The 26,047-nt window shown below is 69.2% G+C and carries 21 protein-coding genes and 3 tRNA genes; 15 read left to right on the forward strand and 9 right to left on the reverse strand.

Features of this window, described 5'->3' with window-relative positions:
* Positions 1-8: 8 nt before the first annotated feature.
* Genes WD026_RS02215 through WD026_RS02230 form a run of 4 tightly spaced genes read right to left on the reverse strand, consistent with a single transcriptional unit; the run spans position 9 to position 3,553 of the window.
* Positions 9-632, reverse strand: a complete 624-nt coding sequence (locus WD026_RS02215; protein ID WP_425722027.1) for a HupE/UreJ family protein — start codon at positions 630-632, stop codon at positions 9-11.
* Positions 629-1,240 carry a HupE/UreJ family protein gene (locus WD026_RS02220; RefSeq protein ID WP_425722028.1) on the reverse strand — a complete coding sequence of 204 codons (612 nt, stop codon included), beginning with the start codon at positions 1,238-1,240 and terminating at the stop codon, positions 629-631. The genes WD026_RS02215 and WD026_RS02220 overlap by 4 nt, the downstream gene beginning before the upstream one ends.
* 37 nt (positions 1,241-1,277) lie before the next feature.
* A complete protein-coding gene (locus WD026_RS02225; protein ID WP_425722029.1) occupies positions 1,278-2,429 on the reverse strand; it encodes a HupE/UreJ family protein in 1,152 nt (383 codons plus the stop codon).
* An 11-nt stretch (positions 2,430-2,440) separates the two neighbouring features.
* The gene (locus tag WD026_RS02230; protein ID WP_425722030.1) at positions 2,441-3,553 is read right to left on the reverse strand and encodes a tetratricopeptide repeat protein; all 1,113 of its coding nucleotides are present in this window, start codon (positions 3,551-3,553) and stop codon (positions 2,441-2,443) included.
* A gap of 238 nt (positions 3,554-3,791) precedes the next feature.
* On the opposite strand from WD026_RS02230, the gene WD026_RS02235 reads away from it, so the two are divergent.
* The 3 genes from WD026_RS02235 to WD026_RS02245 all read left to right on the forward strand — a co-directional run bounded on the left by WD026_RS02235 (position 3,792) and on the right by WD026_RS02245 (position 5,960).
* The gene (locus tag WD026_RS02235) at positions 3,792-3,944 is read left to right on the forward strand and encodes a hypothetical protein (RefSeq protein ID WP_425722031.1); all 153 of its coding nucleotides are present in this window, start codon (positions 3,792-3,794) and stop codon (positions 3,942-3,944) included.
* A 250-nt stretch (positions 3,945-4,194) separates the two neighbouring features.
* The gene (locus tag WD026_RS02240) at positions 4,195-4,656 is read left to right on the forward strand and encodes a CoA-binding protein (protein ID WP_425722032.1); all 462 of its coding nucleotides are present in this window, start codon (positions 4,195-4,197) and stop codon (positions 4,654-4,656) included.
* Positions 4,656-5,960, forward strand: coding sequence for an O-acetylhomoserine aminocarboxypropyltransferase/cysteine synthase family protein (locus tag WD026_RS02245; RefSeq protein ID WP_425722033.1), 1,305 nt, complete (start codon positions 4,656-4,658; stop codon positions 5,958-5,960). The genes WD026_RS02240 and WD026_RS02245 overlap by 1 nt, the downstream gene beginning before the upstream one ends.
* 12 nt (positions 5,961-5,972) lie before the next feature.
* Here the strand turns inward: WD026_RS02245 and hpnC are convergent, their stop codons facing one another.
* Complete coding sequence (gene hpnC, locus WD026_RS02250) at positions 5,973-6,836, reverse strand: squalene synthase HpnC (RefSeq protein ID WP_425722034.1); 864 nt, start codon at positions 6,834-6,836, stop codon at positions 5,973-5,975.
* 110 nt (positions 6,837-6,946) lie between these two features.
* Between hpnC and WD026_RS02255 the strand changes: the two genes are divergently transcribed.
* The 9 genes from WD026_RS02255 to WD026_RS02295 all read left to right on the forward strand — a co-directional run bounded on the left by WD026_RS02255 (position 6,947) and on the right by WD026_RS02295 (position 17,747).
* Complete coding sequence (locus tag WD026_RS02255) at positions 6,947-8,038, forward strand: efflux RND transporter periplasmic adaptor subunit (RefSeq protein WP_425722035.1); 1,092 nt, start codon at positions 6,947-6,949, stop codon at positions 8,036-8,038.
* A 7-nt stretch (positions 8,039-8,045) separates the two neighbouring features.
* Positions 8,046-11,225, forward strand: coding sequence for an efflux RND transporter permease subunit (locus tag WD026_RS02260; RefSeq protein WP_425722036.1), 3,180 nt, complete (start codon positions 8,046-8,048; stop codon positions 11,223-11,225).
* 87 nt (positions 11,226-11,312) lie between these two features.
* Positions 11,313-11,399: transfer RNA gene (locus WD026_RS02265), tRNA-Leu, on the forward strand.
* Between the two features lie 55 nt (positions 11,400-11,454).
* Positions 11,455-12,765 (forward strand): trigger factor, encoded by a 1,311-nt coding sequence (gene tig, locus WD026_RS02270; RefSeq protein ID WP_425722037.1) that lies wholly within the window; start codon positions 11,455-11,457, stop codon positions 12,763-12,765.
* Between the two features lie 162 nt (positions 12,766-12,927).
* Positions 12,928-13,545: an ATP-dependent Clp endopeptidase proteolytic subunit ClpP gene (clpP, locus tag WD026_RS02275; protein ID WP_425722038.1), complete on the forward strand. Its 618-nt coding sequence runs from the start codon at positions 12,928-12,930 to the stop codon at positions 13,543-13,545.
* Between the two features lie 116 nt (positions 13,546-13,661).
* On the forward strand, positions 13,662-14,927 hold the full coding sequence (clpX, locus tag WD026_RS02280; RefSeq protein ID WP_425722039.1) for an ATP-dependent Clp protease ATP-binding subunit ClpX: 1,266 nt from the start codon (positions 13,662-13,664) through the stop codon (positions 14,925-14,927).
* Positions 14,928-15,015: 88 nt separating this feature from the next.
* On the forward strand, positions 15,016-17,448 hold the full coding sequence (gene lon / locus WD026_RS02285) for an endopeptidase La (protein WP_425722040.1): 2,433 nt from the start codon (positions 15,016-15,018) through the stop codon (positions 17,446-17,448).
* A gap of 97 nt (positions 17,449-17,545) precedes the next feature.
* Positions 17,546-17,621 (forward strand) — tRNA-Gly (locus tag WD026_RS02290).
* A gap of 52 nt (positions 17,622-17,673) precedes the next feature.
* Positions 17,674-17,747 (forward strand) — tRNA-Cys (locus tag WD026_RS02295).
* An 81-nt stretch (positions 17,748-17,828) separates the two neighbouring features.
* Here WD026_RS02295 and pstS read toward each other — a convergent pair.
* Together pstS and WD026_RS02305 are read right to left on the reverse strand one after the other, a co-directional pair.
* Positions 17,829-18,917: a phosphate ABC transporter substrate-binding protein PstS gene (gene pstS, locus WD026_RS02300; protein WP_425722041.1), complete on the reverse strand. Its 1,089-nt coding sequence runs from the start codon at positions 18,915-18,917 to the stop codon at positions 17,829-17,831.
* Between the two features lie 11 nt (positions 18,918-18,928).
* Positions 18,929-19,759 (reverse strand): UDP-2,3-diacylglucosamine diphosphatase, encoded by an 831-nt coding sequence (locus tag WD026_RS02305; protein WP_425722042.1) that lies wholly within the window; start codon positions 19,757-19,759, stop codon positions 18,929-18,931.
* 206 nt (positions 19,760-19,965) lie between these two features.
* Between WD026_RS02305 and WD026_RS02310 the strand changes: the two genes are divergently transcribed.
* On the forward strand, positions 19,966-21,426 hold the full coding sequence (locus tag WD026_RS02310) for a UDP-glucose dehydrogenase family protein (protein ID WP_425722043.1): 1,461 nt from the start codon (positions 19,966-19,968) through the stop codon (positions 21,424-21,426).
* Between the two features lie 12 nt (positions 21,427-21,438).
* Here WD026_RS02310 and WD026_RS02315 read toward each other — a convergent pair whose 3' ends face one another.
* On the reverse strand, positions 21,439-22,668 hold the full coding sequence (locus WD026_RS02315; protein ID WP_425722044.1) for a glycosyltransferase family 4 protein: 1,230 nt from the start codon (positions 22,666-22,668) through the stop codon (positions 21,439-21,441).
* A gap of 137 nt (positions 22,669-22,805) precedes the next feature.
* On the opposite strand from WD026_RS02315, the gene WD026_RS02320 reads away from it, so the two are divergent.
* Positions 22,806-23,420 (forward strand): hypothetical protein, encoded by a 615-nt coding sequence (locus WD026_RS02320; protein WP_425722045.1) that lies wholly within the window; start codon positions 22,806-22,808, stop codon positions 23,418-23,420.
* Here WD026_RS02320 and WD026_RS02325 read toward each other — a convergent pair whose 3' ends face one another.
* Complete coding sequence (locus WD026_RS02325; protein ID WP_425722046.1) at positions 23,421-25,061, reverse strand: aminotransferase class III-fold pyridoxal phosphate-dependent enzyme; 1,641 nt, start codon at positions 25,059-25,061, stop codon at positions 23,421-23,423.
* Between the two features lie 59 nt (positions 25,062-25,120).
* Between WD026_RS02325 and asd the strand changes: the two genes are divergently transcribed.
* Positions 25,121-26,005 (forward strand): archaetidylserine decarboxylase, encoded by an 885-nt coding sequence (gene asd, locus WD026_RS02330; protein WP_425722047.1) that lies wholly within the window; start codon positions 25,121-25,123, stop codon positions 26,003-26,005.
* Positions 26,006-26,047 lie beyond the last annotated feature (42 nt).

Here is a 26,047-nt window from a genome sequence, read left to right on the forward strand (position 1 = left end):
GCTGGATCTCAGCCACCCGATCGCGTCAACGGCCCCAACCACCCCAGCACCAGCATCAGCAGGCTGATGGCCACCAGCCAGCCGCCCAGGATGCGTTGACCGATGGCGGTGCCGTGGGCCAGCCGGGGCTGGCGGCCCAGCAGCTCGCCCCAGAAGGCCAGCTGGCCGGTGATGAGCAATGCGCCGACCACGCTGCCGCCGATGGTGAGGAAGCGTTGCCAGGGCCCAAAACCCGGATCGCCCGAGCCCAGCCCCACCAGCAGGCCGGCCAGCGCACACACGGTGGCCACCAGGCCCGCAGGGCCGGTGCGTCCGGCGGCCACCAGCACGGCGCAGGTCAGGGCCAGGGGCAGCAGGCCCCGGTCGGTGTCGGGGTCGGACAGGGGCAGGGTGAGCAGGCCGCCCAGCACCAGGCCCAGGGCGAGCGCCCAGATGGCGACCGCCTTGCGGGGTTCGTCCACCCGGCCCAGGTACAGGCCCAGGGCCAGCAGCATGAGCACATGCGCCGGCGCCAGCAGCGGGTGCAGCAGGCCCACATAGAACGGCGTGGCACCCGGTATGGCGCCGTGGGCCAGCGCCCCCAGCGGCAGCAGGGCGAGGGCGCCAGCCAGTGCGGCGCGACGCTGCTTCACAGCCACCCGGCCAGAAAGCCCACGCCGAGGGCCGAGATGACCACACCGCAGCCGCGCACCACTTTCACGCCCTGCGGCCAGCGCACCGCCATGCCCAGCACGATGCCGCCCAGGTGCAGCAGACCGGTGGCCACCATGAAGCCGGCGGTGTACATGAGCGGGCTGGTGGCCTCGGGCAGTTCGGCGCCGTGGGCATAGCCGTGGAAGATGGCGAACGCGCCCACCACCACCGCGGCCAGCCACAGCGGCGGGCGGCTGCCCAGCGCGACCATGGCGCCGATCACGATGGCCGAGGCGGCAATGCCTTCCTCCACCAGCGGCACCGGCACGCCCAGCAGGCCGAGCACGCCACCCAGGGCCATGACGGCCGGGAACACCACCGGCAGCGTCCAGACCGCGCGTTCGCCCATGAAGGCGCCCCACAGGCCCACGGCCACCATGGCCACCACATGGTCCCAGCCGAGGATGGGGTGCATGAAGCCGGTGGCGAAGCCGCCGGCCAGGTTGTCGGCCCCGGCGTGGGCGTGGGCGCCCTGGGCCAGGGCGAGCAGGCCCAGGAAGGCGGCCCAGCGGGCGCCGCGCACGAGGAGGGTGTGGTGGTGTGTCATGGGACTCCTTGAGGGAAATGTCGAAGGGGCAGGGGTTTCAGGTGACCAGGCCCAGGCGCTGCAGCACCCAGAGTGTGCCGATGCCGGCGATGATGAGCGAGCCCCCGGCCACCACCACCGCGCGGTAGAAGCCGGTCATGCGCAGCCACCAGGCCAGGGGGAAGAAGGCGGCCACGATGGCCAGCTGCCCGATCTCCACGCCCAGGTTGAAGCCGCCCAGCGCCACCGCTAGCTGGCTGCCGGGCAGGTTGAGGTCGATGAGTGCGGTGGCAAAGCCGAAGCCGTGGATGAGGCCGAACACGAAGGCCATGCGCCAGCGTTCCAGCGCGAACCAGCCCATGAGGTTGTTGAGCGCGGCCAGCACCACCGACAGCGCCACCAGCGTCTCCACGATGGCGCGCGGCGGCTCCACCACCCGGGTGAGCGCCAGCGCCAGCGTGATGCTGTGGGCCACGGTGAAGGCGGTCACCACCGCCACCACGTCCATCAGCGAGCTGCGCAGCGCATCGCGCGCCGGCCAGTGCAGCAGCCAGCCGCGCTGGCGCTGCAGCGGGGCCAGCAGCAGCAGGCTGAGCAGGAAGAGGATGTGGTCGAGCCCGATCCAGATGTGCCAGATGCCTTCGGTGATGTAGCGCCAGAAGGTGCTGCCGGTGCCGCTGGCACCGGCCTCGGGCACCAGCACCACCTCGGGCTGGTCGGGGCTGAGCACGGCGCTGGTCTGCAGGGTCTCGGTCTGGATGCGGATGAGGCCGCGGTGCAGGTTGTCCCGCTCGAAGATGAGCTGGTAACGCAGGGTCAGGCCTTCGGTGGAGCCACCGGCGCAGGCCACGGTGGATTCGGCACTCAGGTAGAAGCCGTCGGCGCGCTCGCTGGCCATCAGCGGCGTGGGCACGAGCGAGCAGCTGCCCCGGTTGCTGCGCAGCAGCAGGCCCTGGCTCAGCCAGGCCTGCAGCTCGCTGCTGCGTGCAGCGGTCTCGGCCCAGGTGACGCGGCCGTCGCGGTTCTGGTCGAGGTCGAACAGCAGATCGACATCGCGCAGGTTCATGTCGGCGCGCAGCACCAGTGCATTGCCGCGCTGTTCCAGCAGCAGGTAGCTGTTGCTGCTGGAGTGGGCCAGCGCCCAGCCCGGCGCACCGGCCAGGGCGGCGATCAGCAGCAGGGGCCGCAGCCAGGAGGCGATGAAGGTCAAGGCATGGCTCCTCATCGGCCCAGGCGGGTCTGCAGGGTCCGGGCCAGGGCGGCCAGGGTCGGGTCGGTGTAGCCGGTGCGCTGCATCCAGGTGAGCACCGCTCGGGCGTCTTCCGGACGGTTGGTGGCCAGGGCGGCTTCGATCAGCAGGGCGGCGTCGGCCGGCTCCTGCTGTTCGGCCCAGCTGTCACGCGCCAGTTGGAGGCCGCGTGGCAGATCGGCCTTGTGGCGGATGTAGTACATCATCTGCGGCCGCTCGATCAGGGCCTCGTTGCGCTGGGCCTGTGCGTCCATGCGTTGCGACACCTGGGTCTGCAGATCGGCCGCGCGCGGATCGCGCAGGGCGCTGGCGGCCAGCAGCGCCTGCACCAGCAGCGCATCGGTGGGCTGCACCGTGGCCAGGCTGGCCTGCAGCGCCTGCGCGTGCTGCCCGGTGGCATTGAGGGTCTCGGCCAGCGACAGCCGCACCAGGTGCGAGCCTGGGTGGCGCTGCAGGTGCTGCTGCCACACCTGGGCGGCCTCCCTGGGCCGGCCGGCTGCCACCAGCGCCATGCCCTGGTGGTAACGCAGCCAGTCCTGCGCCAGCGGGCCCTGCAGATCGGCTTGCTGCACCAGGCGCTCGAAGGTGGGCACGGCGGCGGCGGCCTGGCCGGTGCGGTACTGCAGGGTGGCCTGGCAGGCCTGGCCTTCCACCGCGCCGAAACGCTGGCCGAGTTCGGTGCAGTCGGTGCGTGCCTCGTCCAGGCGCGAGGTCAGCAGGTAGAGCGAGAAGCGCCACGACCAGGCCTCGGCCCGCTGCGGCTCCTGCGCGATGGTGGCGGTGAGGTCGGCGATGCCGCCTTCAAAGTCGTGGAAACCCTGGCGCACCAGCGCCCGCATGAAGTGCCCCTCGGCCGGCAGCTTTTGCGCGTTCCACCAGGGCAGCAGGGCGGCGCGCGCGGCGCCGTACCAGCGCAGGTCGCCCTCGCGCAGGCCCAGCACGAACACCTCGCGGGCATAGCGGAATGCGGTGTCTTGCCGCTGGGGGTCGGCGCGCCAGGCGCGTTCGGCCTCGCGCAGGGCGGAGCCGCTCCCGCCGGTGGCCTGCACCGACACCGGCACCACCACCCGATCGGGTTCCGGCACGAATCGCGCCTGCGCCCACAGGGGCATGCTGACCGCAGCAGTTAGCGCGGTAAACAGTACGGTCACAACGCGACCATAGGGTTTACCCCTGCATCCGGCCATTTCCACAGTTGGTTTCATGGTTAACCGCAAAGATGAACAAATCTGTTCGGAGATACGCCAGAATAGCACTCGCAGATTCGGGAGTTCGCCCTGTCTGCGCTTTCCCGGACAAACCAACAACCTTACGGTGAATCACATGAAACTGTTCATTTCCGCGCTCGTGTCGGCCTTCGTTCTGGCCACCGCTCCCGCCGCTTTCGCCGCAGCCCACGCTGGTGGCAAGATGGACGAGAAGGTCGATTGCTCCAAGAAGGAAAACGCCGACAAGGACGCCTGCAAGAAGAAGTGATCGTCTCCCGACGTTCCTGAAGAAGGCCCGCACCCGCGGGCTTTTTTCTTTTCATTACAGGGTCACACCACCCGGCCCGGAATCATCTGGTAACCATTTCCCCGATATTGGCTGAATCCAATCCGGGCGCTGGGGCGTATGCCTGTCAATTTAATTCGATGTTAATTAATTGACCCGAAACAGGCCCCTGCGACGGGCCCGAGGGATGGGCCGGATGCCCAGGGTCGTTGGCAGGGCGACAATGCCCGGCATGCAGGACGACATCCCCACCCTGCGGCGCCTGTTGGGCAGCTGCCGCACCATCGCCGTCGTCGGCCTTTCGGCCGAATGGCACCGCCCCAGTCACTTCGCGGCCAAGTACATGCAGTCGCACGGCTACCGCATCGTGCCGGTCAACCCCCGTTACCCCGAGATCCTGGGCGAGACCAGTTACGCCCGGCTCGAAGACATTCCGTTTCCGGTGGACATGGTCGACGTGTTCCGCAAGGAAGACGAGCTGCCCGCAGTGGCCCGCAGCGCGGTGGCCATCGGTGCGCGTTGCCTGTGGCAGCAGCTGGGCCTGCGCAGCGCCGAGGCCGACGCCATTGCCACCGCCGCCGGACTGGACAGCGTGTGGGACCGCTGCGTGAAGATCGAGCATGCCCGGCTGTTCGGCGGCCTGAACTGGGTGGGCGTGAACACGCGGGTGATTTCCGCACGGAGGCCCGTCTGATGGCCGACCGACAGTTCCGCCCCGAGACCTTGGCCATCCACGCCGGCCAGATACCCGACGCCGCCACCGGCGCCCGCGCGCTGCCCATCTACCAGACCACCAGCTTCGTGTTCGACAGCGCCGAACACGCCGCCAGCCTGTTCAACCTGCAGACCTTCGGCAATGTGTATTCGCGCCTGTCCAACCCCACGGTGGCGGCGCTGGAGGAGCGGGTGGCCGCCCTCGAAGGCGCGCGTGCTGCGGTGGCCTGCGCCAGCGGCATGGCGGCCGAAACGCTGGCCCTCACCACGCTGCTGCAGGCCGGCGACCATGTGGTGGCCGGCGGCTCACTGTATGGCGGCACGGTGACGCTGCTGGCGGTGAACCTGCGCAAGTTCGGCATCGAGACCACCTTTGTGGACGCCACCGACCCGGCGGCGTTTGCCGCCGCCATCCGGCCCGAGACCCGTGCCATCTATGCCGAGACCCTGGGCAACCCCAGCATGGTGGTGCTGGACATCGCCGCCGTGGCCGACGTGGCCCATGCCCACGGCCTGCCGCTGATCGTGGACAACACGGTGCCCAGCCCGTACCTGTGCAACCCGGTGGCCCTGGGGGCCGACGTGGTGGTGCACAGCGCCACCAAATACCTGGCCGGCCACGGCACCACGCTGGGTGGCGTGGTGGTGGAGGGCGGGCGCTTCAACTGGGCCAATGGCCGCTTCCCCGGCATGACCGAGCCTTCCCCGGGTTACCACGGCGTCAAGTTCTTCGAGACCTTCGGCGACTTCGCCTTCACCATGCGCTGCCGCATGGAAGGTCTGCGGGTGTGGGGCGCCTCGCTGTCACCGCAAAGCGCCTGGCAGATATTGCAGGGGGTCGAGACGCTGCCCCTGCGCATGGACCGCCACTGCAGCAACGCCCTGGCCGTGGCGCAGTTCCTGCGCGACGACCCGCGTGTGGCCTGGGTCAGTTACCCCGGCCTGCCGGATCACCCGCAGCACGGGCTGATGCGCCGGCAGATGCGTGGCGCCTCGGGCCTGCTGGCCTTCGGTGTCAAGCCGTCGGCCAGCGAGGGGAGCGGGCTGGCCGCCGGCGTGCGCTTCATCGAGAGCGCGCAGTTCATGAGCCACCTGGTCAACATCGGCGACACCCGCACCCTCATCAGCCACCCGGCCAGCACCACCCACAGACAGCTGGATGAAGCGCAGCAGATCAAGGCCGGCGTGCTGCCCGACATGGTGCGCATCTCGGTCGGGCTGGAGCACATCGACGACATCCTCTGGGACATCGACCAGGCGCTGGCGCGGGCGGTCAGCGCCTGAGGCGGCCGTGCCTCACATCCACAGGCAGCGCCAGGCCACCATCGGCAGGTCCCGCCGCCCCACCGTGACCCGCGTGGCCCAGCTGCGGTGGTCGATGGCGGCGATGTGGTCCAGCACCCGCAGGCCGCCCTGCACCACGGCGCGCAGCTCCCAGCCGCCACGCCCGGGCAGGCGGTGCACCAGCGGGGCGCCTTCGAGCATCAGGCTGCGTGCGTGCTCGCACAGGGCCTGGACCATGGCGCGGCGCGGCGCGTCGAGCCGGGCCTCGCGCGCCGGATCGTCCGGGCGGTGGTGGAAGTCGTCCACCGACAGGCCGTGCCGGTCCAGCAGGTCCTGCGGCAGGTAGCTGCGGCGGTTGGGCAGATCGCGCGAAAGGTCCTGCCAGAAGTTGATGAGCTGCAGCGCGCTGCACACCGCGTCGCTCTGGCGCAGCGCCGGGTCGCCGCTCACGCCATAGAGCTGCAGCAGCAGCCGCCCGATCGGGTTGGCCGAGCGGCGGCAGTAGTCCAGCAGCTCGGGCATGTCGGCATAGGTGTGGCCGCTGGCGGTGTGGCGCACGTCCTGTGCAAAGGCGCTCAGCAGGTCGTGCAGCAGCGCGGGGTCCAGGCGGTGGCGCTGCACGGCGGCCACCAGGGGCGGCCACAGGCCAGGCCATCGCACCGTCTCGCCGCCCTGCAGGGCGAGGTCGAGGTGTTCGCCCAGGGCGGCCAGATCGGCCAGCCGGGCCGGGGCGTCGGCCGTTCCTTCGTCGGCCACGTCGTCGGCGGTGCGGGCGAAGTGGTAGATGGCCGCCACGGCCGGCCGCAGGGGCGCCGGGCACAGCCAGGAGGCCACCGGGAAGTTCTCGTAATGACCGACGTTTCCGCCCAGCGGCATGGCCGGGCCGTTGCCGACAGAAGGTTGGTTTGCCACTACAATTTCGCTTACTAACCGGTCAGTCATTAATTCGGCCGGCCGATATCGGTCGCCAAAACGAGGGTTTCGCCATGAAAGCCGTGCATTGTGTCCTGATCTGCGCCAGTGTCGCGCTGGCCGCCTGCTCCCGCCCCGAGCCCCCGCCGGAACCGGTGCGTTCGGTCAAACTGATCAAGGTGGGCGCCGACAGCCTGTCGGCCACCGCCGAGTACGCAGGCGACGTGCGCGCCCGCACCGAGTCGGCCATGGGTTTCCGCGTGGGCGGCAAGCTGGTGGAGCGGCCGGCCGACGTGGGGCAGCGGGTCCAGCCCGGGCAGCTGCTGGCCCGGCTGGACGCCCAGGACCTGGCGCTGTCCAGCCAGGCCGCGCAGGCGGCCGAAGCGGCGGCCCGCACCCAGCGCGATCTGGCGGCGGCCGACCTCAAGCGTTTCCAGGATCTGCTGGCCCAGGGCTTCGTGAGCCAGGCCGAGATCGACCGCCGTCAGGCCACGCTGCGATCGGCCGAGGCCACGCTGCAGCAGGCCCAGGCCCAGCGCGCGGTGCAGGGCAACCAGGCGGCGTATGCCCGCCTGCAGGCCGATGCGGCCGGCGTGGTGGTGGCGGTGCTGGCCGAGCCGGGACAGGTGGTGGCGGCCGGCACGCCGGTGGTGCGGGTGGCCCGCGACGGCCCGCGCGATGTGGTGTTTGCGGTGCCCGAAGACCGGCTGGCCGCCGTGCGCCCCGGCCTGGGCGCCACCGTGCGGCTGTGGAGCGCCGGCACGGGCGGGCCGGCCATGGCCGCCGTGGTGCGTGAGGTGGCCGCCAGTGCCGACCCCTCCACCCGCACCTACCAGGTGCGGCTGGCCTTGCCGGCCGATGCCGCGGCGCCGCTGGGCGCCACCGCCCGCGTGGTGCTGGACATGCCCCCGGGCATGGCGGCGCCGCAGGTGCTGCGCCTGCCCACCAGCGCCGTCATGGCGGCCGGTGCCGGCAAGGGCAGCCAGGTGTGGGTGTTCGACGCCGCCGCCGGCACGGTGCAGCCGCGCGATGTGACCGTGGCCACTGCCGACGGCAACGACCTGGTGATTGCCAGCGGCCTCAAGCCGGGCGACGAGGTGGTGGCCGCCGGCGTGCATGTGCTCACGCCGGGCCAGAAGGTGGTCCGCTTCAACCCCGCTCAGTGAGGCTGCGATGCACGACCCCGTGAACCCCGCACCGGCCGAGCGCGGCTGGATATCGCGCATGAACCTGTCGCAGTGGGCGCTGGACCACCCGGCCTTCACCCGCTACCTGATGATCGTGCTGATGGTGCTGGGCGTGGCCTCGTACTTCCAGCTGGGGCAGGACGAGGACCCGCCCTTCACCTTCCGGGCCATGGTGGTGCAGGTCTACTGGCCGGGCGCCACCGCGCAGGAGGTGGCCGAGCAGGTGGTGGACCGCATCGAACGCACGCTGCAGGAAGTGCCGCACGCCGACAAGATCCGCAGCTACGCCAAGCCGGGCGAGGCGCTCATCATCTTCCAGCTGCGCGACTCGTCTCCGCCGGCCGAGGTGCCGCAGATCTGGTACACGGTGCGCAAGAAGGTGGGCGACCTGCGCGGCCAGCTGCCGGCCGGCGTGGTAGGGCCGTTCTTCAACGACGAGTTCGGTGACGTGTACGGCGTGATCTACGCCCTGCAGGGCGAGGGATTCACCCCGGCCGAACGCAAGGCGGTGGCCGACGACGTGCGCCAGCAGCTGCTGCGCGTGAAGGACGTGAGCAAGGTCGAGCTGTTCGGCGTGCAACCGGAAAAGCTCTTCATCGAAATCTCCCAGCAGCGGCTGGCGGTGCTGGGCCTGGACCTGACCCAGGTGCTGGACCAGCTGGGCCAGCAGAACGCGGTGGAGTCGGCCGGCACGGTGCAGTCGCCGGCCGATGTGGTGCAGGTGCGCGTGGGCGGGGCCTTTCAGTCGGTGGAACAGCTGCGGGCCATGCCCATCCGGGCGGCCAACGGCCGCCAGCTGCGGCTGGGCGACGTGGCCGACATCGTGCGCGCCTACCAGGACCCGCCGGGCGTGCTGGTGCGGCACGACGGCGTGGACAGCATCGCCCTGGGCATCTCCATGGCCAAGGGCGGCGACATCATCGCGCTGGGCAAGGCCCTCAAGCTGTCGGTGGCCGACATCGAGCGCACCCTGCCGGCCGGCATGCGGCTGGTGCAGGTGCAGGACCAGCCCAAGGCGGTGGCCACCTCGGTCAACGAGTTCGTGAAGGTGCTGATCGAGGCGGTGGTGATCGTGCTGGCGGTGAGCTTCCTGGCACTCGGCCTGCACCGCCGCCCGGGCGGCACCGGCTGGCGCCGTTACGTGCTGGACGTGCGGCCCGGCCTGGTGGTGTTCATCACCATCCCGCTGGTGCTGGCCATCACCTTCCTGGCCATGCACTACTGGGGCATCGGCCTGCACAAGATCTCGCTGGGCTCCCTCATCATCGCCCTGGGCCTGCTGGTGGACGACGCCATCATTGCGGTCGAGATGATGGTGCGCAAGCTGGAAGAGGGCTACGACATCGTGAAGGCGGCCACCTTCACCTGGGACGCCACCGCCATGCCCATGCTCACCGGCACGCTGATCACGGCGGCCGGCTTCCTGCCCATCGGCCTGGCCAAGTCCACCACCGGCGAATACACCTTTGCCATCTTCGGCGTGACCGTGGTGGCGCTGGTGATCTCGTGGGTGGTGGCTGTCATGTTCGTGCCCTACCTGGGCATGCTGCTGCTGCGCCGGCCCGGTGCCGCTGCAGGCGAGGCCCATCACGCCGAGCATGCCGAGCATGCCGAGGTGTTCGACGGCCCGTTCTATGTGCGCTTCCGCGCCCTGGTGGACTGGTGCGTGGAGCACCGCTGGATCACCATCGGCGCCACGGTGCTGACCTTCGTGCTGGGCATCGCCGGCATGGGCAAAGTGCAGCAGCAGTTCTTCCCCGACTCCAGCCGCCCGGAAATCCTGGTGGACATCTGGCTGCCCGAGGGCGCCAGCATCCGCGCCATGGACGAGGTCACGCGCCGCTTCGAGCAGCGCCTGCAGAAAGAGGCCGACGTGACCGGCGTGACCACCTGGGTGGGCTCCGGCGTGCCGCGCTTCTATCTGCCGCTGGACCAGATCTTTCCGCAGACCAATGTGTCGCAGCTCATCGTCATGCCGACCGACCTCAAGGCCCGCGAGCGGCTGCGCCAGGCACTGCCGGCGCTGATGGCCACCGAGTTCCCCGAGGTGCGGGGCCGCGTCAAGCTGCTGCCCAACGGGCCGCCGGTGCCGTATCCGGTGCAGTTCCGCGTGGAAGGGCCCGACCCTGCAACCCTCCGTGGTCTCGCCGATCAGGTCCGGCAGGCCATGCGCGAGAGCCCCAACACCCGGGGGGTGAACGACAACTGGAACGAGTCGGTCAAACAGCTGCGGCTGCAGATCGACCAGGACAAGGCCCGTGCCCTGGGTGTGACCAGCCAGTCCATCGCCCGGGCCTCGCGCACCCTGCTGTCCGGCACCACCGTGGGCCAGTACCGCGAGGGCGACGAACTCATCGACATCGTGCTGCGCCAGCCCCTGAGCGAGCGCGACGCCATGACCGACCTGGCCAACGCCTACCTGCCCACGGCGCAGGGCACGGTGATCCCGCTGCTGCAGATCGCCCAGCCGGTGTTCGCCTGGGAGCCGGGCGTGCTGTGGCGCGAGAACCGCGAATACGCCATCACGGTCCAGAGCGACGTGCGCGAGGGCCTGCAGGGCGCCACCGTCACCGCCGAGCTGCTGCCGGTGCTGCGCCAGCTGGAATCGCGCTGGGCGGCCGAGGGCCAGGGCGCCTACCGGATCCGGGTGGCCGGCGCGGTGGAGGAGAGCAGCAAGGGCTCGGCATCGATCGCGGCCGGCGTGCCGCTGATGCTGTTCATCACCTTCACCCTGCTCATGCTGCAGCTCCAGAGCTTCAGCCGCTCGCTGCTGGTGTTCCTGACCGGCCCGCTGGGCATGGCCGGGGTGGCCGGTGCGCTGCTGCTGCTGGGCCGGCCGTTCGGCTTCGTGGCGCTGCTGGGCGTGATCGCGCTCATGGGCATGATCCAGCGCAACTCGGTGATCCTGATCGACCAGATCGAGCAGGACCGGGCCAACGGCGTGCCGGCCTGGGACGCCATCGTGGAGGCCGCCGTGCGCCGCATGCGGCCCATCGTGCTGACCGCTGCGGCCGCCGTGCTGGCCATGATCCCGCTCTCGCGCAGCGTGTTCTGGGGCCCGATGGCGGTGGCCATCATGGGCGGCCTGATCGTGGCCACCGTGCTGACCCTGCTGGCCCTGCCGGCCATGTATGCCGCCTGGTTCCGGGTGCGCCGCCCGACCTGAGCCCGGGTCCCGGGGGCGCCCGGGACGCTGCGGCTACAATCGTGGGTTGCCGTGAGAAGTGGGCCACCGGCCGTGGCACAAGCCGGCGCGCGGGTGGCGAAATTGGTAGACGCACCAGGTTTAGGTCCTGACGCCAGCAATGGTGTGGGGGTTCGAGTCCCCCCCCGCGCACCACACCAACTCCGTTCCCACTCGGCCCGAATGACCCCGAAATCCCTTGGAGAACACCATGCCCGTGACCGTTGAGACCCTGGAGAAGCTGGAGCGCAAGATCACCCTGACGCTGCCGGCCGACGTGATCCAGAACGAAGTCGCCAGCCGCCTCAAGCGCCTGGCCCGCACCGTCAAGATGGACGGTTTCCGTCCGGGCAAGGTGCCCATGAACGTGGTCGCCCAGCGCTACGGCTATTCGGTGCACTACGAGGTCATGAACGACAAGGTCGGCGAGGCCTTTGCGTCTGCCGCCAACGAAGCCCAGCTGCGCGTGGCCGGCCAGCCCCGCATCACCGAGAAGGAAGGCGCGCCCGAGGGCCAGCTGTCCTTCGACGCCGTCTTCGAGGTCTACCCCGAAGTCAAGATCGGCGACCTGGGCGCCGCCACCGTCGAGAAGCTGTCCACCGCCGTGGACGATGCCGCCATCGACCGCACCCTGGACATCCTGCGCAAGCAGCGCCGCACCTTCGCCCAGCGCGCCCAGGCCGACGCGGCCGTGGACGGTGACCGCGTCACCATCGACTTCGAAGGCAAGATCGACGGCGAACCCTTCGAAGGCGGCAAGGCCGAGGGCTTCCAGTTCATCGTCGGCGACGGCCAGATGCTCAAGGAATTCGAAGACGCCGTGCGCGGCATGAAGACCGGCGAGAGCAAGACCTTCCCGCTGGCCTTCCCGGCCGACTACCACGGCAAGGACGTGGCCGGCAAGACCGCCGACTTCCTGGTGACGGTCAAGAAGGTGGAAGCCGCCAACCTGCCCGAAGTCAACGACGAGCTGGCCCGTTCGCTGGGCATCGCCGAGGGCACCGTCGACGCCCTGCGCGCCGACATCCGCAAGAACCTGGAGCGCGAGACCAAGTTCCGCCTGCAGGCCCGCAACAAGGCCGCCGTGATGGACGCCCTGATCGCCGCTTCCGAGCTGGATCTGCCCAAGTCGGTGGTGCAGGCCGAACTCGACCGCATGGTCGAAGGCGCCCGTGCCGACCTGAAGCAGCGTGGCATCAAGGACGCCGACAAGGCCCCGATCCCCGAAGAACTGTTCCGCCCCCAGGCCGAGCGCCGCGTGCGTCTGGGCCTGATCGTGGCCGAGCTGGTGCGTGCCAACGAACTGTTCGCCAAGCCCGAGCAGATCGAAGCCCACATCAACGAGCTGGCCGCCTCCTACGAGCGCCCGGCCGACGTGGTGCGCTGGTACCAGAGCGACAACCGCCGCATGGCCGAAGTCGAGGCCATCGTGGTCGAGAACAATGTCACCGAGTTCGTGCTGGCCAAGGCCCAGGTCACCGACAAGGCCGTGGCCTTCGACGAGCTGATGCAGCAGTCCTGATCCCCCGGACGGTCCTGAGAAAGGGCGGCGTTGCCGCCCTTTTTTTCGCCTGTGCCGCCCCCAAGTGCCCGATTCCCGGCCGTGAAATCCCTGAGGGGAAAATGACGGTGACGGGTTGGTTACAGTAACCCCATGCCAACGCATCCATCTACGGAGAAAAACATGAGCGCAATGGACATCCAAGGTCTGGGCATGGTGCCCATGGTCATCGAGCAGTCGGGCCGCGGTGAACGCGCCTACGACATCTATTCCCGCCTGCTGCGCGAGCGGGTGATCTTCCTGGTGGGACCGGTCAACGACCAGTCTGCCAACCTGGTGGTGGCCCAGCTGCTGTTCCTGGAAAGCGAGAACCCGGACAAGGATATCTCGTTCTACATCAACTCCCCGGGCGGTTCGGTCAGCGCCGGCATGGCCATCTTCGACACCATGAACTTCATCAAGCCCGACGTGTCGACGCTGTGCATCGGCATGGCCGCCAGCATGGGCGCCTTCCTGCTGGCCGCTGGTGCCAAGGGCAAGCGTTTTGCACTGCCCAACTCCAAGGTCATGATCCACCAGCCCCTGGGCGGCACCCAGGGCCAGGCCACGGAAATCGAGATCCACGCCCGCGAGATCCTCAAGACCCGCGAGCAGCTCAACCGCATCCTGGCCGAGCGCACCGGCCAGCCGCTGGAAAAGATCGAGCGCGACACCGAGCGCGACTACTACCTCAGCGCTGCCGAATCGGCCGAATACGGCCTGATCGACAAGGTCATCGACAAGCGCCCCTCGGCTGCCTGACCCCGTTTCGGGGCATCAATACCGGCAGAAACGGGGCCTGTTGTGCCCGTTTCTGCCGGCTTCGGCGGCCAGGTCATTGAACTATCATTGACATCACGATTCCGGAACACGACTTCATGGCCGACAAAAAAGCCGCCTCCAGCGAAAAAGCCCTGTATTGCTCCTTCTGCGGCAAGAGCCAGCACGAGGTCAAGAAGCTCATCGCTGGTCCTTCGGTGTTCATCTGCGACGAATGCATCGACCTGTGCAACGACATCATCCGGGACGAGCTGCCCGGTGTGGAGTCGGTCAAGGCCTCGGGTGACGACCTGCCCACCCCGGCCCAGCTCAAGGCCAACCTGGACAACTACGTCATCGGTCAGGACGCCGCCAAGCGCGCGCTGGCCGTGGCCGTGTACAACCATTACAAGCGCCTGCGCCACAAGCAGACCGCCCGCAAGGACGACGTGGAGCTGGCCAAGAGCAACATCCTGCTGATCGGTCCCACCGGTTCGGGCAAGACCCTGCTGGCCCAGACCATGGCCCGCATGCTCAACGTGCCCTTCGTGATGGCCGACGCCACCACCCTGACCGAAGCCGGCTACGTGGGCGAGGACGTGGAGAACATCGTCGCCAAGCTGCTGCAGAGCTGCAACTACGACGTGGAGCGCGCCCAGCAGGGCATCGTCTACATCGACGAGATCGACAAGATCACCCGCAAGTCCGACAACCCCTCCATCACCCGCGACGTGTCGGGCGAGGGCGTGCAGCAGGCCCTGCTCAAGCTGGTGGAAGGCACCATGGCCAGCGTGCCGCCGCAGGGTGGCCGCAAGCACCCCAACCAGGACTTCCTGCAGGTCGACACCACCAACATCCTGTTCATCTGCGGCGGTGCCTTTGCCGGTCTGGAAAAGATCATCGAGAACCGCACCGAGGCCTCCGGCATCGGTTTCGGCGCCACGGTCAAGAGCAAGCAGGCCCGGTCCATCACCGAGGCCTTCCAGGAAATCGAACCCGAGGACCTGATCAAGTTCGGCCTGATTCCCGAGCTGGTGGGCCGCGTGCCGGTGATCGCCGCGCTGGCCGAGCTGAGCGAGGACGCGCTGGTGCAGATCCTGACCGAGCCGAAGAACGCGGTGGTCAAGCAGTTCGCCCGCCTGCTGTCCATGGAAGGCGCCGAGCTGGAGGTGCGGCCGGCCGCCCTCAAGGCGATTGCCCGCAAGGCCCTGGTCCGCAAGACCGGCGCCCGTGGTCTGCGCTCCATCCTGGAGAACGCCCTCATCGACACCATGTTCGAGCTGCCGGGCATGAGCAATGTCGAGAAGGTGGTGGTGGACGAGTCCACCATCGACGAGAACAAGCCCCCCCTGCTGGTCTACCGGGAGGCGGCCAAGCAGGCCTGAGGCCTGACGCCCCCGTTGGACAACCCCATCACCGGCGTGGTTGATGCCACGCCCGCCAGCCCCATCTGGCCCTTTTGTCGAGGTTGAAATGTCCGGTCAAACCCCCCTGCCCAGCACGCCGGTCGACCTGCCCCTGCTGCCCTTGCGCGATGTGGTGGTCTTCCCGCACATGGTCATTCCCCTGTTCGTGGGACGGCCCAAGAGCATCAAGGCCCTGGAATCGGCCATGGAGTCCGAGCGCCGCATCATGCTGGTGGCCCAGAAGGCCGCCGCCAAGGACGAACCGTCCACCGAGGACATGTTCGAGATGGGCTGCGTGGCCACCATCCTGCAGATGCTCAAACTGCCCGACGGCACGGTGAAGGTGCTGGTGGAAGGCGTGCAGCGCGCCAAGGTGCTGTCCATCACCGACGGCGAGGCCCACTTCGTGGCCAACGTGGCGCCGGTCGACCCGGCCCAGGAGCGCGTGGACACCCAGGCCAACGAGCTCGAAGCGCTGCGCCGTGCGGTCATGCAGCAGTTCGACCAGTACGTGAAGCTCAACAAGAAGATCCCGTCCGAGATCCTCACGTCCATCTCCAGCATCGACGACCCGGGTCGCCTGGCCGACACCATTGCGGCGCACCTGCCGCTCAAGCTCGAGTCCAAGCAGGTGGTGCTCGATCTCGACCCGGTGGTCAAGCGCCTGGAAAACCTCTTCGAGCAGCTCGAGCGCGAGGTCGACATCCTCAATGTCGACAAGAAGATCCGGGGCCGCGTGAAGCGCCAGATGGAGAAGAACCAGCGCGACTTCTACCTCAACGAGCAGGTCAAGGCCATCCAGAAGGAGCTCGGCGAAGGCGAAGAGGGCGCCGACATCGAAGAGATCGAGAAGAAGATCAAGGCCGCCCGCATGCCCGCCGAGGCGCGCAAGAAGGCCGAGGCCGAGTTCAAGAAGCTCAAGCTGATGTCGCCCATGTCGGCCGAGGCCACCGTGGTGCGCAACTACATCGATGCGCTGGTGGCCCTGCCCTGGAGCAAGAAGACCAAGATCAAGCACGACCTCTCGCACGCCGAGGGTGTGCTCAACGAAGACCACTACGGCCTGGAGAAGGTCAAGGACCGCATCCTCGAATACCTCGCGGTGCAGCAGCGCGTGGACAAGGTGAAGGCACCCATCCTGTGCCTGGTCGGCCCGCCGGGCGTGGGCAAGACCTCGCTGGGGCAATCCATTGCGAAGGCCACCGGCCGCAAGTACGTGCGCATGGCCCTGGGCGGCATGCGCGACGAGGCCGAGATCCGCGGGCACCGCCGCACCTACATCGGCGCCATGCCGGGCAAGGTGCTGCAGAGCCTCTCGAAGGTGGGCACGCGCAACCCGCTGTTCCTGCTGGACGAGATCGACAAGCTTGGCACCGATTTCCGCGGTGATCCGTCCAGCGCGTTGCTGGAAGTGCTGGACCCGGAGCAGAACCACACCTTCGGCGACCACTATGTGGAGGTCGACTTCGACCTGTCGGACGTGATGTTCGTGGCCACCTCCAACTCCATGAACATCCCGCCGGCGCTGCTGGACCGCATGGAGGTCATCCGCCTCTCGGGCTACACCGAGGACGAGAAGACCAACATCGCCATGCGCTACCTGCTGCCCAAGCAGATCAAGAACAACGGCATCCGCGACGGCGAGATGGCGGTGCAGGAAGACGCGGTGCGCGACATCGTGCGCTACTACACCCGCGAGGCCGGCGTGCGTTCGCTGGAGCGCGAGCTCTCCAAGATCTGCCGCAAGGTGGTCAAGGGCCTGCTGCTCAAGAAGTACCAGCCCACCGTGCAGGTCACGGCCGAGAACCTCAGCGAGTTCCTGGGTGTGCGCAAGTACACCTACGGCCGCGCCGAGCAGCAGAACCAGGTGGGCCAGGTGGTCGGTCTGGCCTGGACCGAGGTGGGCGGCGATCTGCTGACCATCGAGGTGGCCACCATGCCGGGCAAGGGCGTGATCACCCGCACCGGTTCGCTGGGCGACGTGATGAAGGAATCGGTCGAGGCCGCTCGCACCGTGGTGCGCAGCCGCGCCCGCGTGCTGGGCATCAAGGACGAGCAGTTCGACAAGCGCGACCTGCACATCCACGTGCCCGACGGCGCCACGCCCAAGGACGGCCCGAGCGCCGGCATCGCCATGACGACCGCCCTGGTGTCGGCACTCACCGGCATTCCGGTGCGGGCCGACGTGGCCATGACCGGCGAGATCACGTTGCGCGGCGAGGTCACGGCCATCGGCGGCCTGAAGGAAAAGATGCTCGCAGCGCTGCGTGGCGGCATCAAGACGGTCATCATTCCCGAAGAGAACGTGAAGGACCTGGCCGACATTCCGGACAACGTCAAGGAAGGTCTGGAGATCGTCCCGGTGAAGTGGATCGACAAGGTGCTGACCATTGCGCTGGAACGCCAGCCGGTGCCGCTGACCGACGAGGAAGTGGCGGCGCAGATCGCGGCCGCCTCGGCCCGTCCGGCCACCGGCAGTGCCGACGCCACCAAGCACTGAACCGGCCCCCCGGAAAATCCACCGACCCTTGAGGGAGGGCGATTTTCTGGGCTATAATTCTGGTTTTCGGCGAGCGTGCAAACGATCACCGGAACATGCGGGAATAGCTCAGTTGGTAGAGCGCAACCTTGCCAAGGTTGAGGTCGCGAGTTCGAACCTCGTTTCCCGCTCCAGACATCCACAAAAAAGGGAAGCGCTGCTTCCCTTTTTTGCAGCAACCGACACGGCGCGATAGCAAAGCGGTTATGCAACGGATTGCAAATCCGTCTAGTCCGGTTCGACTCCGGATCGCGCCTCCAGACAACGGGCCCCGTGCTCCCGGCCCCCAGGCCATTCGATGAACCCGCCGCTGGCGGGTTTTTTCATGTCCGGGCCGTGCTTCAGCGGGCCACCGCCGGATCGGCCAGGCCGATCACGGGCACCAGCACGCCGTCGCGGGTGCGGAAGCCGGTCAGCAGCGCCACGATGCGCGCCTGGGTGGCCACCGGCAGCGGTGCAAAGCCGGTGCCGGCCACGGCCTTGTCGCCCAGCAGGAACGAGCGGTAGAAGAACTGCAGGGTGCGGGCCGCACGCTCGACCGAGGCCGGCCGGCTGGGCACCAGCACATAGGTGGCGGTGACGATGGGCCAGGCGCCGGCTCCCTGGGTGCCCAGCAGCGGCGTGGGTGCCAGCCCGTTCTTGAACAACCCGCCGGCCACGATGGCCGCCCGGAAGGCCGGCAGGTCGGGCTGCACGAATTCGCCACGCGGGTTGCGCAGGCTCACGGCGGTGAGGCGGTCGCGCAGGGTGTAGTCGCTGGAGGCGTAGCCGATGGCGCCCGGCGTGGCCTTGACGGCGGCCACCAGCTTGCTGGACCCGTCGGCACCGGTGGTGTTGCCTGGCCAGCGCGCCCGCCCGCCATCGGGCTCGATGGCTCTGGCCTGTTCGGGCGCGGCCTGGCGCAGGTACTGCACGAACACGGTGGTGGTGCCCGAGCCGTCGCTGCGCACCACGCGCTGGATGGGCAGCGCGGGCAGGTCGAGGTCCGGGTTGAGTGCGCGGATGGCGCTGTCGTTCCAGCGGGTGATGCTGCCGGCCCAGATGCGGGCCAGGGTGGGTGCGTCCAGCCGGAGCTCGCCGCTGGCCAGGCCGGGCAGGTTCACGAAGGGCACGATGCCGCCCACCAGGGTGGGGAACTGGAACAGGCCGCGCCTGTCCAGTTCGGCGGCCGACAGCGGCACATCGCTGGCGCCGAAATCCACCGTGCCTTCCGACACCGCCTTCACGCCGGCCGACGAGCCGGCCGGCAGGTACTTCACCGCCTGCTGCGTCAGGCGCGTGTGGTCTTCGGCCCATTGCAGGTAGACCTTGGCGGGAAAGGTGGCACCGGTGCCGGTGATGGGTTCTTCGGCCAACGCGGGCGAAGACAGCAGGGTCAGGGCGGACAGCAGGACAACGCGCCGCAGGGCGCAGGGCAGGGAAACGGGCATCGGGAACGGATTCAGGTGACGGGGGCGAGCTGTTCGGGCTCGGGGGTGGCGGGCGCGGGACCGGCGTCGTGGGCCTGCGCCCATTGCACGATCTCCAGCCGGCCATCCATGTGCTCCACCAGCGCGGTGAGGCTCTCGACCCAGTCGCCATCGTTGCAGTACAGGGTGCCGTCGATCATGCGCATCTCGGCGCGGTGGATGTGGCCACACACCACGCCATCCAGACCCCGGCGCCGCGCCTCGGCGGCCACGGCGGCCTCGAACTGGGTGACGTAGTTGAGCGCCGACTTCACCTTGAGCTTGAGGTACTGCGAGAGCGACCAGTACGGCAGGCCCAGGCGGGCCCGCCAGGCGTTGAGGTGCCGGTTCAGGCGCAGCGCGAGTTCGTACAGGTTGTCGCCCAGGTAGGCCAGCCAGCGCGCGCACTGGATGACGCCGTCGAAGTGGTCGCCGTGCACCACCCACAGGCGCTTGCCGTCGGCGGTGGTATGCACCGCTTCCTGTTCCACCACCACGCCGCCGAAGTGATGTCCCACGAAGTGCCGGGCGAACTCGTCGTGGTTGCCGGGCACGAAGACCACGCGGCAGCCCTTGCGGGCGCGCTTGAGGATCTTCTGGATGACATCGTTGTGGGCCTGCGGCCAGAACCAGCGGCGGCGCAGCTGCCAGCCGTCGATGATGTCGCCCACCAGGTACAGGTGCTCGCTCTGGTGCGAGCGCAGGAAGGCCAGCAGGGCCTGGGCCTGGCAGCCGGGCGTGCCCAGGTGCAGGTCGGAGATGAACACCGCACGGTACTGGCAGCCGGGGCGGGGCATGTCGTCGTCCAGGTAGGGTTTGAACATGGGGTTCCCGGTGGGTGGTCAGGCAGGCTCGTGCATGCCGGCATGCTGAAGGTGGCCCGTGACGCGGCAGTGGCATTCACATGACCGCTGCATGACACCGGGCCGTGCCGGGCCGGCCGCCACCGATTCATGGCCTTGTCATGCGCCCGCCAAGGGCTTGTCACACCGCACGCGAACCATGGCACCCACAACACCGGAGGTGCTCCATGAAGATTGCAGTGGTGGGTGCGGGTTATGTGGGTCTGGTCACGGCAACCTGCCTGGCCGAGCTGGGCAACGATGTGGTCTGCGTGGACCGCGACCACGGCCGGGTGACGGTGCTGCAGGCCGGTGGCGTGCCGATCTACGAGCCCGGTCTGGACGACTGGCTGCGGCGCAACCTGGACGCCGGCCGGCTGCACTTTTCCACCCAGATCGCATCCGCGGTGCAGGCCGCCGAGCTGATCTTCATTGCCGTGGGCACACCGCCGCAGGAAGACGGTTCGGCCGACCTGCAGCATGTGCTGGCGGTGGCCGACCAGATCGGCCGCCACATGAACGGTTTCAAGGTGGTCATCAACAAGTCCACCGTGCCGGTGGGCACGGCCGACCGGGTGGCCCGGGTGCTGCGCGAGCGGCTGGCCGAGTGCGGCAACAGCGACACGCGCTTCGCCGTGGTGTCCAACCCCGAGTTCCTGAAAGAGGGCGCGGCCATCGACGACTTCATGCGCCCCGACCGCATCGTCATCGGCCTGCCTCCGGGTGAAGACGGCCAGCAGGCCCGCACGCTGCTCCAGCGCCTGTACGCCCCGTTCAACCGCCACCACGAGCGCACCTTGTGGATGGACACGGCGAGCGCCGAACTGACCAAGTACGCCGCCAACGCCATGCTGGCCACGCGCATCTCGTTCATGAACGATGTGGCCCGGCTGGCCGACGCGCTGGGGGCCGATGTGGATGCGGTGCGGCGCGGCATCGGCTCGGACAGCCGCATCGGCCACAGCTTCCTGTACGCCGGCACCGGCTACGGCGGCAGCTGTTTCCCCAAGGACACCCGTGCCCTGGTGCACAGCGCATCGCTGCACGGCCTCCGCATGCGGGTGGTGGAGGCCACCGAGGAGGTGAATCACCAGCAGAAGGATCTGCTGGCGCGCCGCCTGGTCGATCGCCTGGGGGCCGATCTGCGCGGGCGCCGCATCGGCCTGTGGGGGCTGGCCTTCAAGCCCAACACCGACGACATGCGCGATGCCCCCAGCCGCAGCATCGTGGCCGCCTTGCTGGCGCGCGGTGCCGAGGTGCGGGCCCACGACCCGGTGGCCATGGCCGAGGCTCGGCGCGCCATCAGCGCCGACCGCGCGGCGGCCGGGCAGCCCGCTGCCTTCCACAGCCCGAAGGAGGCCTGCGTGCAGCGGGTGCCGGGCAGTCTGGCGCTGGTCGATTCGCCGCTGGCCGCCGTGGCCGATGCCGATGCCCTGCTGGTGGTCACCGAATGGAAGTGCTTCCACAACCCGGACTGGGCCCGCGTGGCATCCGCCATGCGCCAGCCGCTGGTGTTCGATGGCCGCAACCTGTACGAGCCCGCCCTGATGGACGAGCTGGGCATCGAGTACCACGGCATCGGCCGGCGCGGCGGGGTGCGTCTGATCGACGTGGGCACGGGTGTGGACCGCCGGCCCCTGCCGGTGTGACGATGCGGCCGCTCAGAGCGGCCGCAGCTGGCCGCGCGGCTGCGCGGCCAGCCCCTGCCAGATGCCCTCCACCTGCGCGGCCACCGTGTCCCAGCCGCAGGTCAGCGTGGTGGTTCGCGCCCGGCGGCGCAGGGACGCCACCAGCGCGGGGTCTCTGGCCAGGCGCACCGCCTGCTCGATGAAGGCGGCATCGTCCCCGCGGGGCACCAGCAGGCCGTTGTCTTCGTGGCGGATGCGCTCGGCCGCGGCGGCGTAGCCGAAGGCCAGCACCGCCAGCCCGCTGGCCAGGGCCTCGGGCGTGACGTTGCCGTAGGTCTCGGTCACGCTGGGGAAGACGAACAGGTCGGCGCTGGCGTAGTGGGCGGCCAGATCGTCCCCGTGGCGGGCGCCCGCCATCACCGCGTCGGGGCAGGCCTGGGCCAGTACCTCGCGCGCCGGACCGTCGCCCACCACCACCAGGCGCAGGTCGGGGCGGGCCATGCGCATGGCGGCCCAGCAGCGGATGAACAGCTCGGGGTTTTTCTCGCGGGCCAGCCGGCCCACCCACAGCAGCACCGGCTGGTCCGGCGCCACGCCCCAGGGGGCTCTCAGGGCCTCGCTGCGGCGGGCCGGATCGAAGCGCACCGTGTCGATGCCGCGCCCCACCAGCAGCAGCCGCTCGAAGCCCTGGGCCGACAGCTCGTCCCGCAGGTCCGCCGAGGGCACCATGGTGCAGTCGGCCAGGTTGTGGAAGCGGCGCAGGTAGGCGGCCATGGGCTTGCGCAGCCAGCCCAGGCCGTAGTGCTGGGTGTAGGCATGGAAGTTGGTGCGGAAGTCGGTGCTGACCGGCAGGCGCAGCTTGCGTGCGGCCTGCACCGCCGACCAGCCCAGCGGCCCCTCGGTGGCCACGTGCACCAGGTCGGGCCGCTGGCGCGTCCACTGGGCCAGCAGCGCCCGCTTCATGGGCAGGCCCATGCGCAGCTGCGGGTAGCGCGGTACCGGCAGGCTGCGCACCAGCAGCTCGGCCTGCTCCAGGCTGCCCGGAGCGTTCCAGGGACCGTCGTGTGCGGGCTGGCGCGGGCGCACCAGCCGGATCTGGTGGTTGCGGGCCTGCAGGCGCTGCAGCAGTTGCTGCAGGGTCAGTGCCACGCCATTGACCTCCGGCGGATAGGTCTCGGTCACCACGGCCACCCGCAGGCTGGGGCGGTCCACCGGCAGGTGTTCGATGAGCAGCTCGTCGTCGGTGTTCAGGGTCGGGTGCATGGCTGCATGCTGGGGCCGGCGCGTAACAGCGCCATGACAGGTCAGGCAGGCTGTCACGGCGGATGCACCGCTCTGTCAACGCTCTTACATGGTCGGTCGCCAGCATGCGCGCATCCTTGTTGCATGGAGACCCCGCCGTGACCCCGACCCTGAACCGCCTCTCCCTGGACCTCGCTGCGCAGCGCTGGGACGACCACCGCTACTACCACCACAGCCGCATCAACCAGAGCCTGCACCTGCTCAGCGCCATCAGCTTTCTGGTGGCCTACGGGCTGCTGGCGGTGGACCCTGCCTGGGCCGCCCTGCTGGCCTGGACGGTGTCGATGGTCAGCCGCCAGGCCGGGCACTTCTTCTTCGAGCCCAAGGGCTTCGACGAGATCAACCAGGTCACGCATGAATACAAGGAAGCCGTGAAGGTGGGCTACAACCTGCGCCGCAAGGTGGTGCTGATGCTGGCCTGGGCCGGCACCCCGGTGCTGCTGTGGCTGCAGCCCGGTCTGTGGGGTGCCTTCGAGCCGCACACCGACACCGGCAGCTTCCTGCACCAGCTGGGCTGGATGTGGCTGTGGCTGGGTGTGGGCGGTCTGGTGCTGCGCGTGCTGCAGCTGTGGGCCACGCAGAGCCTGCGCACCGGCCTGGTGTGGGCCATCAAGATCGTCACCGACCCGTTCCACGACATCCAGCTCTACTGGCGCGCCCCCCTGCACCTGCTGCGGGGCGAGTGGCTGGAGCCGGGCGCCCGCCGCGCCTGATCAACGCCGCAGGGCCTCCCAGATTTCGGAGGCGATGCGCCGGCGCATGCTGCGACCCGCGTCGGGCAGCGCGTCCCACCAGCCATCGCGCTGCATGTCCCGGCAGGCCTGCACGAAGGCGGTCCGCACCCGGGCCAGATCGGCCGGTGTGAACTGCAGCCCGAACACCAGGCGGCCGCTGCCGACCCAGCTCAGGGCCAGGTGGTGGCGCCGCAGGTAGTACTGCAGCATCCAGTGGTAGCGCGAGGGGCAGAGGAAGTTCACCGTCCACACGGTGCTCAGCCCGTCCAGCCGCACCGGCACCCCGGCTTCGGTCAGGGCCTGGTTGAAGCGATCGCGCTCGGCCTGCCAGCGTTCGTTCATGCCCTCGTACAGGCGCTGCACCTCGGGCGAATCGAGCCGGCGCAGGAAGGCGTTCATGGCACCCATCACATGCGGATGCGCATTGAAGGTGCCGCGGGCAAAGCAGATGTCGGCCGGGCGCTCGCTGCGGTAGCGCTGCATCCAGCGCGCTGCACCGCAGACCACGCCCACCGGGAAGCCGCCGCCCAGCGTCTTGCCGTAGGTCACCAGATCGGCCTGCACGCCGTAGTAGGCCTGTGCGCCGCCCGGGGCCAGGCGGAAGCCCAGGAAGACCTCGTCGAAGATGAGCGCAATGCCGCATTCGGTGCACACCTCGCGCAGGCGCTGCAGCCAGGCCGCATAGGCCTCACGTGGCACGGCGGTGTGGTGCCGCCCGGTGACCAGGGCGGTGTCGCCGGGCGCATTGCGGTTGGGGTGCATGGCCTGGATCGGGTTGACCAGCACGCAGGCGATGTCGCGCCGCCGGCGCAGCACCTGCAGGCTGCGTTCGTCCATGTCGCGCAGGGTGTAGACATGGCCGGGCGGCATGGGATTGCCCGGGCCGGGCTGCACATCGTCCCACCAGCCGTGGTAGGCCCCGCAGAAGCGCACCAGCTTGCGCCGACCGGTGTGGTAACGCGCCAGGCGCACCGCCTGCATCACCGCTTCGGTGCCCGACATGTGGAAGGACACCGCTTCCTGCCCCGAGATCGCCTGCAGGCGCTGCACGTTGTCCAGCACGCAGGGGTGGTAGCCGCCCAGCACCGGTCCGAGCGCGTCGCCCAGGCGGGCACCTTCGGCCATGGTCTGGCGGTAGAAGTCGACGCCGAACAGGTTGACGCCGTAGGAGCCGGTCAGATCGTGGAAGCGGTTGCCGTCCAGATCGATCAGCGACACCCCTTCGGCCTGGGCCCAGAACGAGGGCACCGGCAGATGGGTGCGGGCCATCTCGCTGAACGGGTAGGGCACGCGGTACTGGCTGGTGAGCTGCAGATCGGGCAGGCCCGCACGCGCCTCGGCCGTGGCCGCCAGGCTGCGCGGTGCCATGCTCCTGAGCTGCTGGGACAGCTCGGCAAAGCCGGCCTGGCGCCGGGCCACGGTGGCCGCGCTGGCGCCATCGGCGGTGAAGAAGGCGTCGCCCTGGTGGGTGTAGCCCGGTATCCAGCGCGCCAGCCTTTTGGCCATGCGCGAATGGCCGGCCAGCGAGCGGTGCTTGGCCCGCGACAGCAGCAGGCGCGGACCCACCAGCGGCAGGGCCGAGAGCAGCTGGTCGGTGGGAGACAGGTGGCCCAGGTTCATCTGACACAAGCCTGCAAAGTGGAGATGCCAGAGTTGTAGACCACCGCTTTGACAGAACCATGAACCTGGCCCACTGGCGCGACCGCCTGCTGCTCAACGAAGACCTCAACTTCCTGCTGACCAACCGCATTCCGCGCATCGCGGCCACCCGGTTCATGGGCTGGTTCAGCCGCATCCGCAGCCCGCTGCTCACGCGTGGGTCCATCGCGGTCTGGCGCCTGTTCACCGATCTGGACCTGAGCGAGGCGGTGCCCCGGCGCTACCAGAGCCTGCAGGAATGCTTCACCCGCGAGCTGCGCCCCGGCCTGCGGCCGTTCGACCCCGATCCCGCCGTGCTGTGCAGCCCGTGCGACGGCATCGTGGGCGCCCATGGCCGCATCGACGGCACCCAGGTGCTGCAGGCCAAGGGCTCGCCGTACCCGCTGTCCGAACTGCTGCGTTCCCCCGAACTGGCGGCCCGCATGCAGGGCGGCCACTACCTCACGCTGCGGCTCACATCGAGCATGTACCACCGCTTCCATGCGCCGGCCGATCTGCAGGCCGACCGCGTGACCTACATCAGCGGCGACACCTGGAACGTCAACCCGATCGCGCTCCAGCGCGTGCAGCGGCTGTTCTGCCGCAACGAGCGCGCCGTCATCGAATGCCGGCTGCCGGGCTGGGGCGATGCCCCGCTGGTGCTGGTGCCGGTGGCCGCCGTGCTGGTGGCCAGCATCCGCCTGCACTGGCTGGACGTGCGCCTGCACCTGCGCTGGCCCGGCCCCAACGTGATCGAGCAGCCCGCCGCGCTGGCCAGGGGCCAGGAGATGGGCTGGTTCGAGCACGGCTCCACCATCATCGTGCTGTTGCCACCCGGTCTGGCGCCGTTGCCGGTGGTGCAGGACGGTGCCCGGGTGAAGGCGGGTCAGGCCCTGTTCCGCACCGCCGGGCCGGACGGGAGCTGAAACCCCTCCAGAGCGCGGCCGCGCCGCCGATAGAAGTGACGT

Origin of the sequence: Hydrogenophaga sp. R2 (assembly GCF_049843595.1) — a bacterium.
In the GTDB taxonomy this organism is placed as follows: domain Bacteria; phylum Pseudomonadota; class Gammaproteobacteria; order Burkholderiales; family Burkholderiaceae_C; genus Hydrogenophaga.

What these genes read in the sequence shown, in the direction of transcription:
- clpX (WP_425722039.1), top strand. Translation starts at nt 13,662, where the DNA reads ATGGCCGACAAAAAAGCCGCCTCCAGCGAAAAAGCCCTGTATTGCTCC.
- pstS (WP_425722041.1), bottom strand. Translation starts at nt 18,917, where the DNA reads ATGCCCGTTTCCCTGCCCTGCGCCCTGCGGCGCGTTGTCCTGCTGTCC.
- asd (WP_425722047.1), top strand. Translation starts at nt 25,121, where the DNA reads ATGAACCTGGCCCACTGGCGCGACCGCCTGCTGCTCAACGAAGACCTC.
- tig (WP_425722037.1), top strand. Translation starts at nt 11,455, where the DNA reads ATGCCCGTGACCGTTGAGACCCTGGAGAAGCTGGAGCGCAAGATCACC.
- WD026_RS02305 (WP_425722042.1), bottom strand. Translation starts at nt 19,759, where the DNA reads ATGTTCAAACCCTACCTGGACGACGACATGCCCCGCCCCGGCTGCCAG.
- lon (WP_425722040.1), top strand. Translation starts at nt 15,016, where the DNA reads ATGTCCGGTCAAACCCCCCTGCCCAGCACGCCGGTCGACCTGCCCCTG.
- hpnC (WP_425722034.1), bottom strand. Translation starts at nt 6,836, where the DNA reads ATGCCGCTGGGCGGAAACGTCGGTCATTACGAGAACTTCCCGGTGGCC.
- WD026_RS02260 (WP_425722036.1), top strand. Translation starts at nt 8,046, where the DNA reads ATGCACGACCCCGTGAACCCCGCACCGGCCGAGCGCGGCTGGATATCG.
- WD026_RS02235 (WP_425722031.1), top strand. Translation starts at nt 3,792, where the DNA reads ATGAAACTGTTCATTTCCGCGCTCGTGTCGGCCTTCGTTCTGGCCACC.
- WD026_RS02310 (WP_425722043.1), top strand. Translation starts at nt 19,966, where the DNA reads ATGAAGATTGCAGTGGTGGGTGCGGGTTATGTGGGTCTGGTCACGGCA.
- clpP (WP_425722038.1), top strand. Translation starts at nt 12,928, where the DNA reads ATGAGCGCAATGGACATCCAAGGTCTGGGCATGGTGCCCATGGTCATC.
- WD026_RS02315 (WP_425722044.1), bottom strand. Translation starts at nt 22,668, where the DNA reads ATGCACCCGACCCTGAACACCGACGACGAGCTGCTCATCGAACACCTG.
- WD026_RS02220 (WP_425722028.1), bottom strand. Translation starts at nt 1,240, where the DNA reads ATGACACACCACCACACCCTCCTCGTGCGCGGCGCCCGCTGGGCCGCC.
- WD026_RS02255 (WP_425722035.1), top strand. Translation starts at nt 6,947, where the DNA reads ATGAAAGCCGTGCATTGTGTCCTGATCTGCGCCAGTGTCGCGCTGGCC.
- WD026_RS02245 (WP_425722033.1), top strand. Translation starts at nt 4,656, where the DNA reads ATGGCCGACCGACAGTTCCGCCCCGAGACCTTGGCCATCCACGCCGGC.
- WD026_RS02325 (WP_425722046.1), bottom strand. Translation starts at nt 25,061, where the DNA reads ATGAACCTGGGCCACCTGTCTCCCACCGACCAGCTGCTCTCGGCCCTG.
- WD026_RS02240 (WP_425722032.1), top strand. Translation starts at nt 4,195, where the DNA reads ATGCAGGACGACATCCCCACCCTGCGGCGCCTGTTGGGCAGCTGCCGC.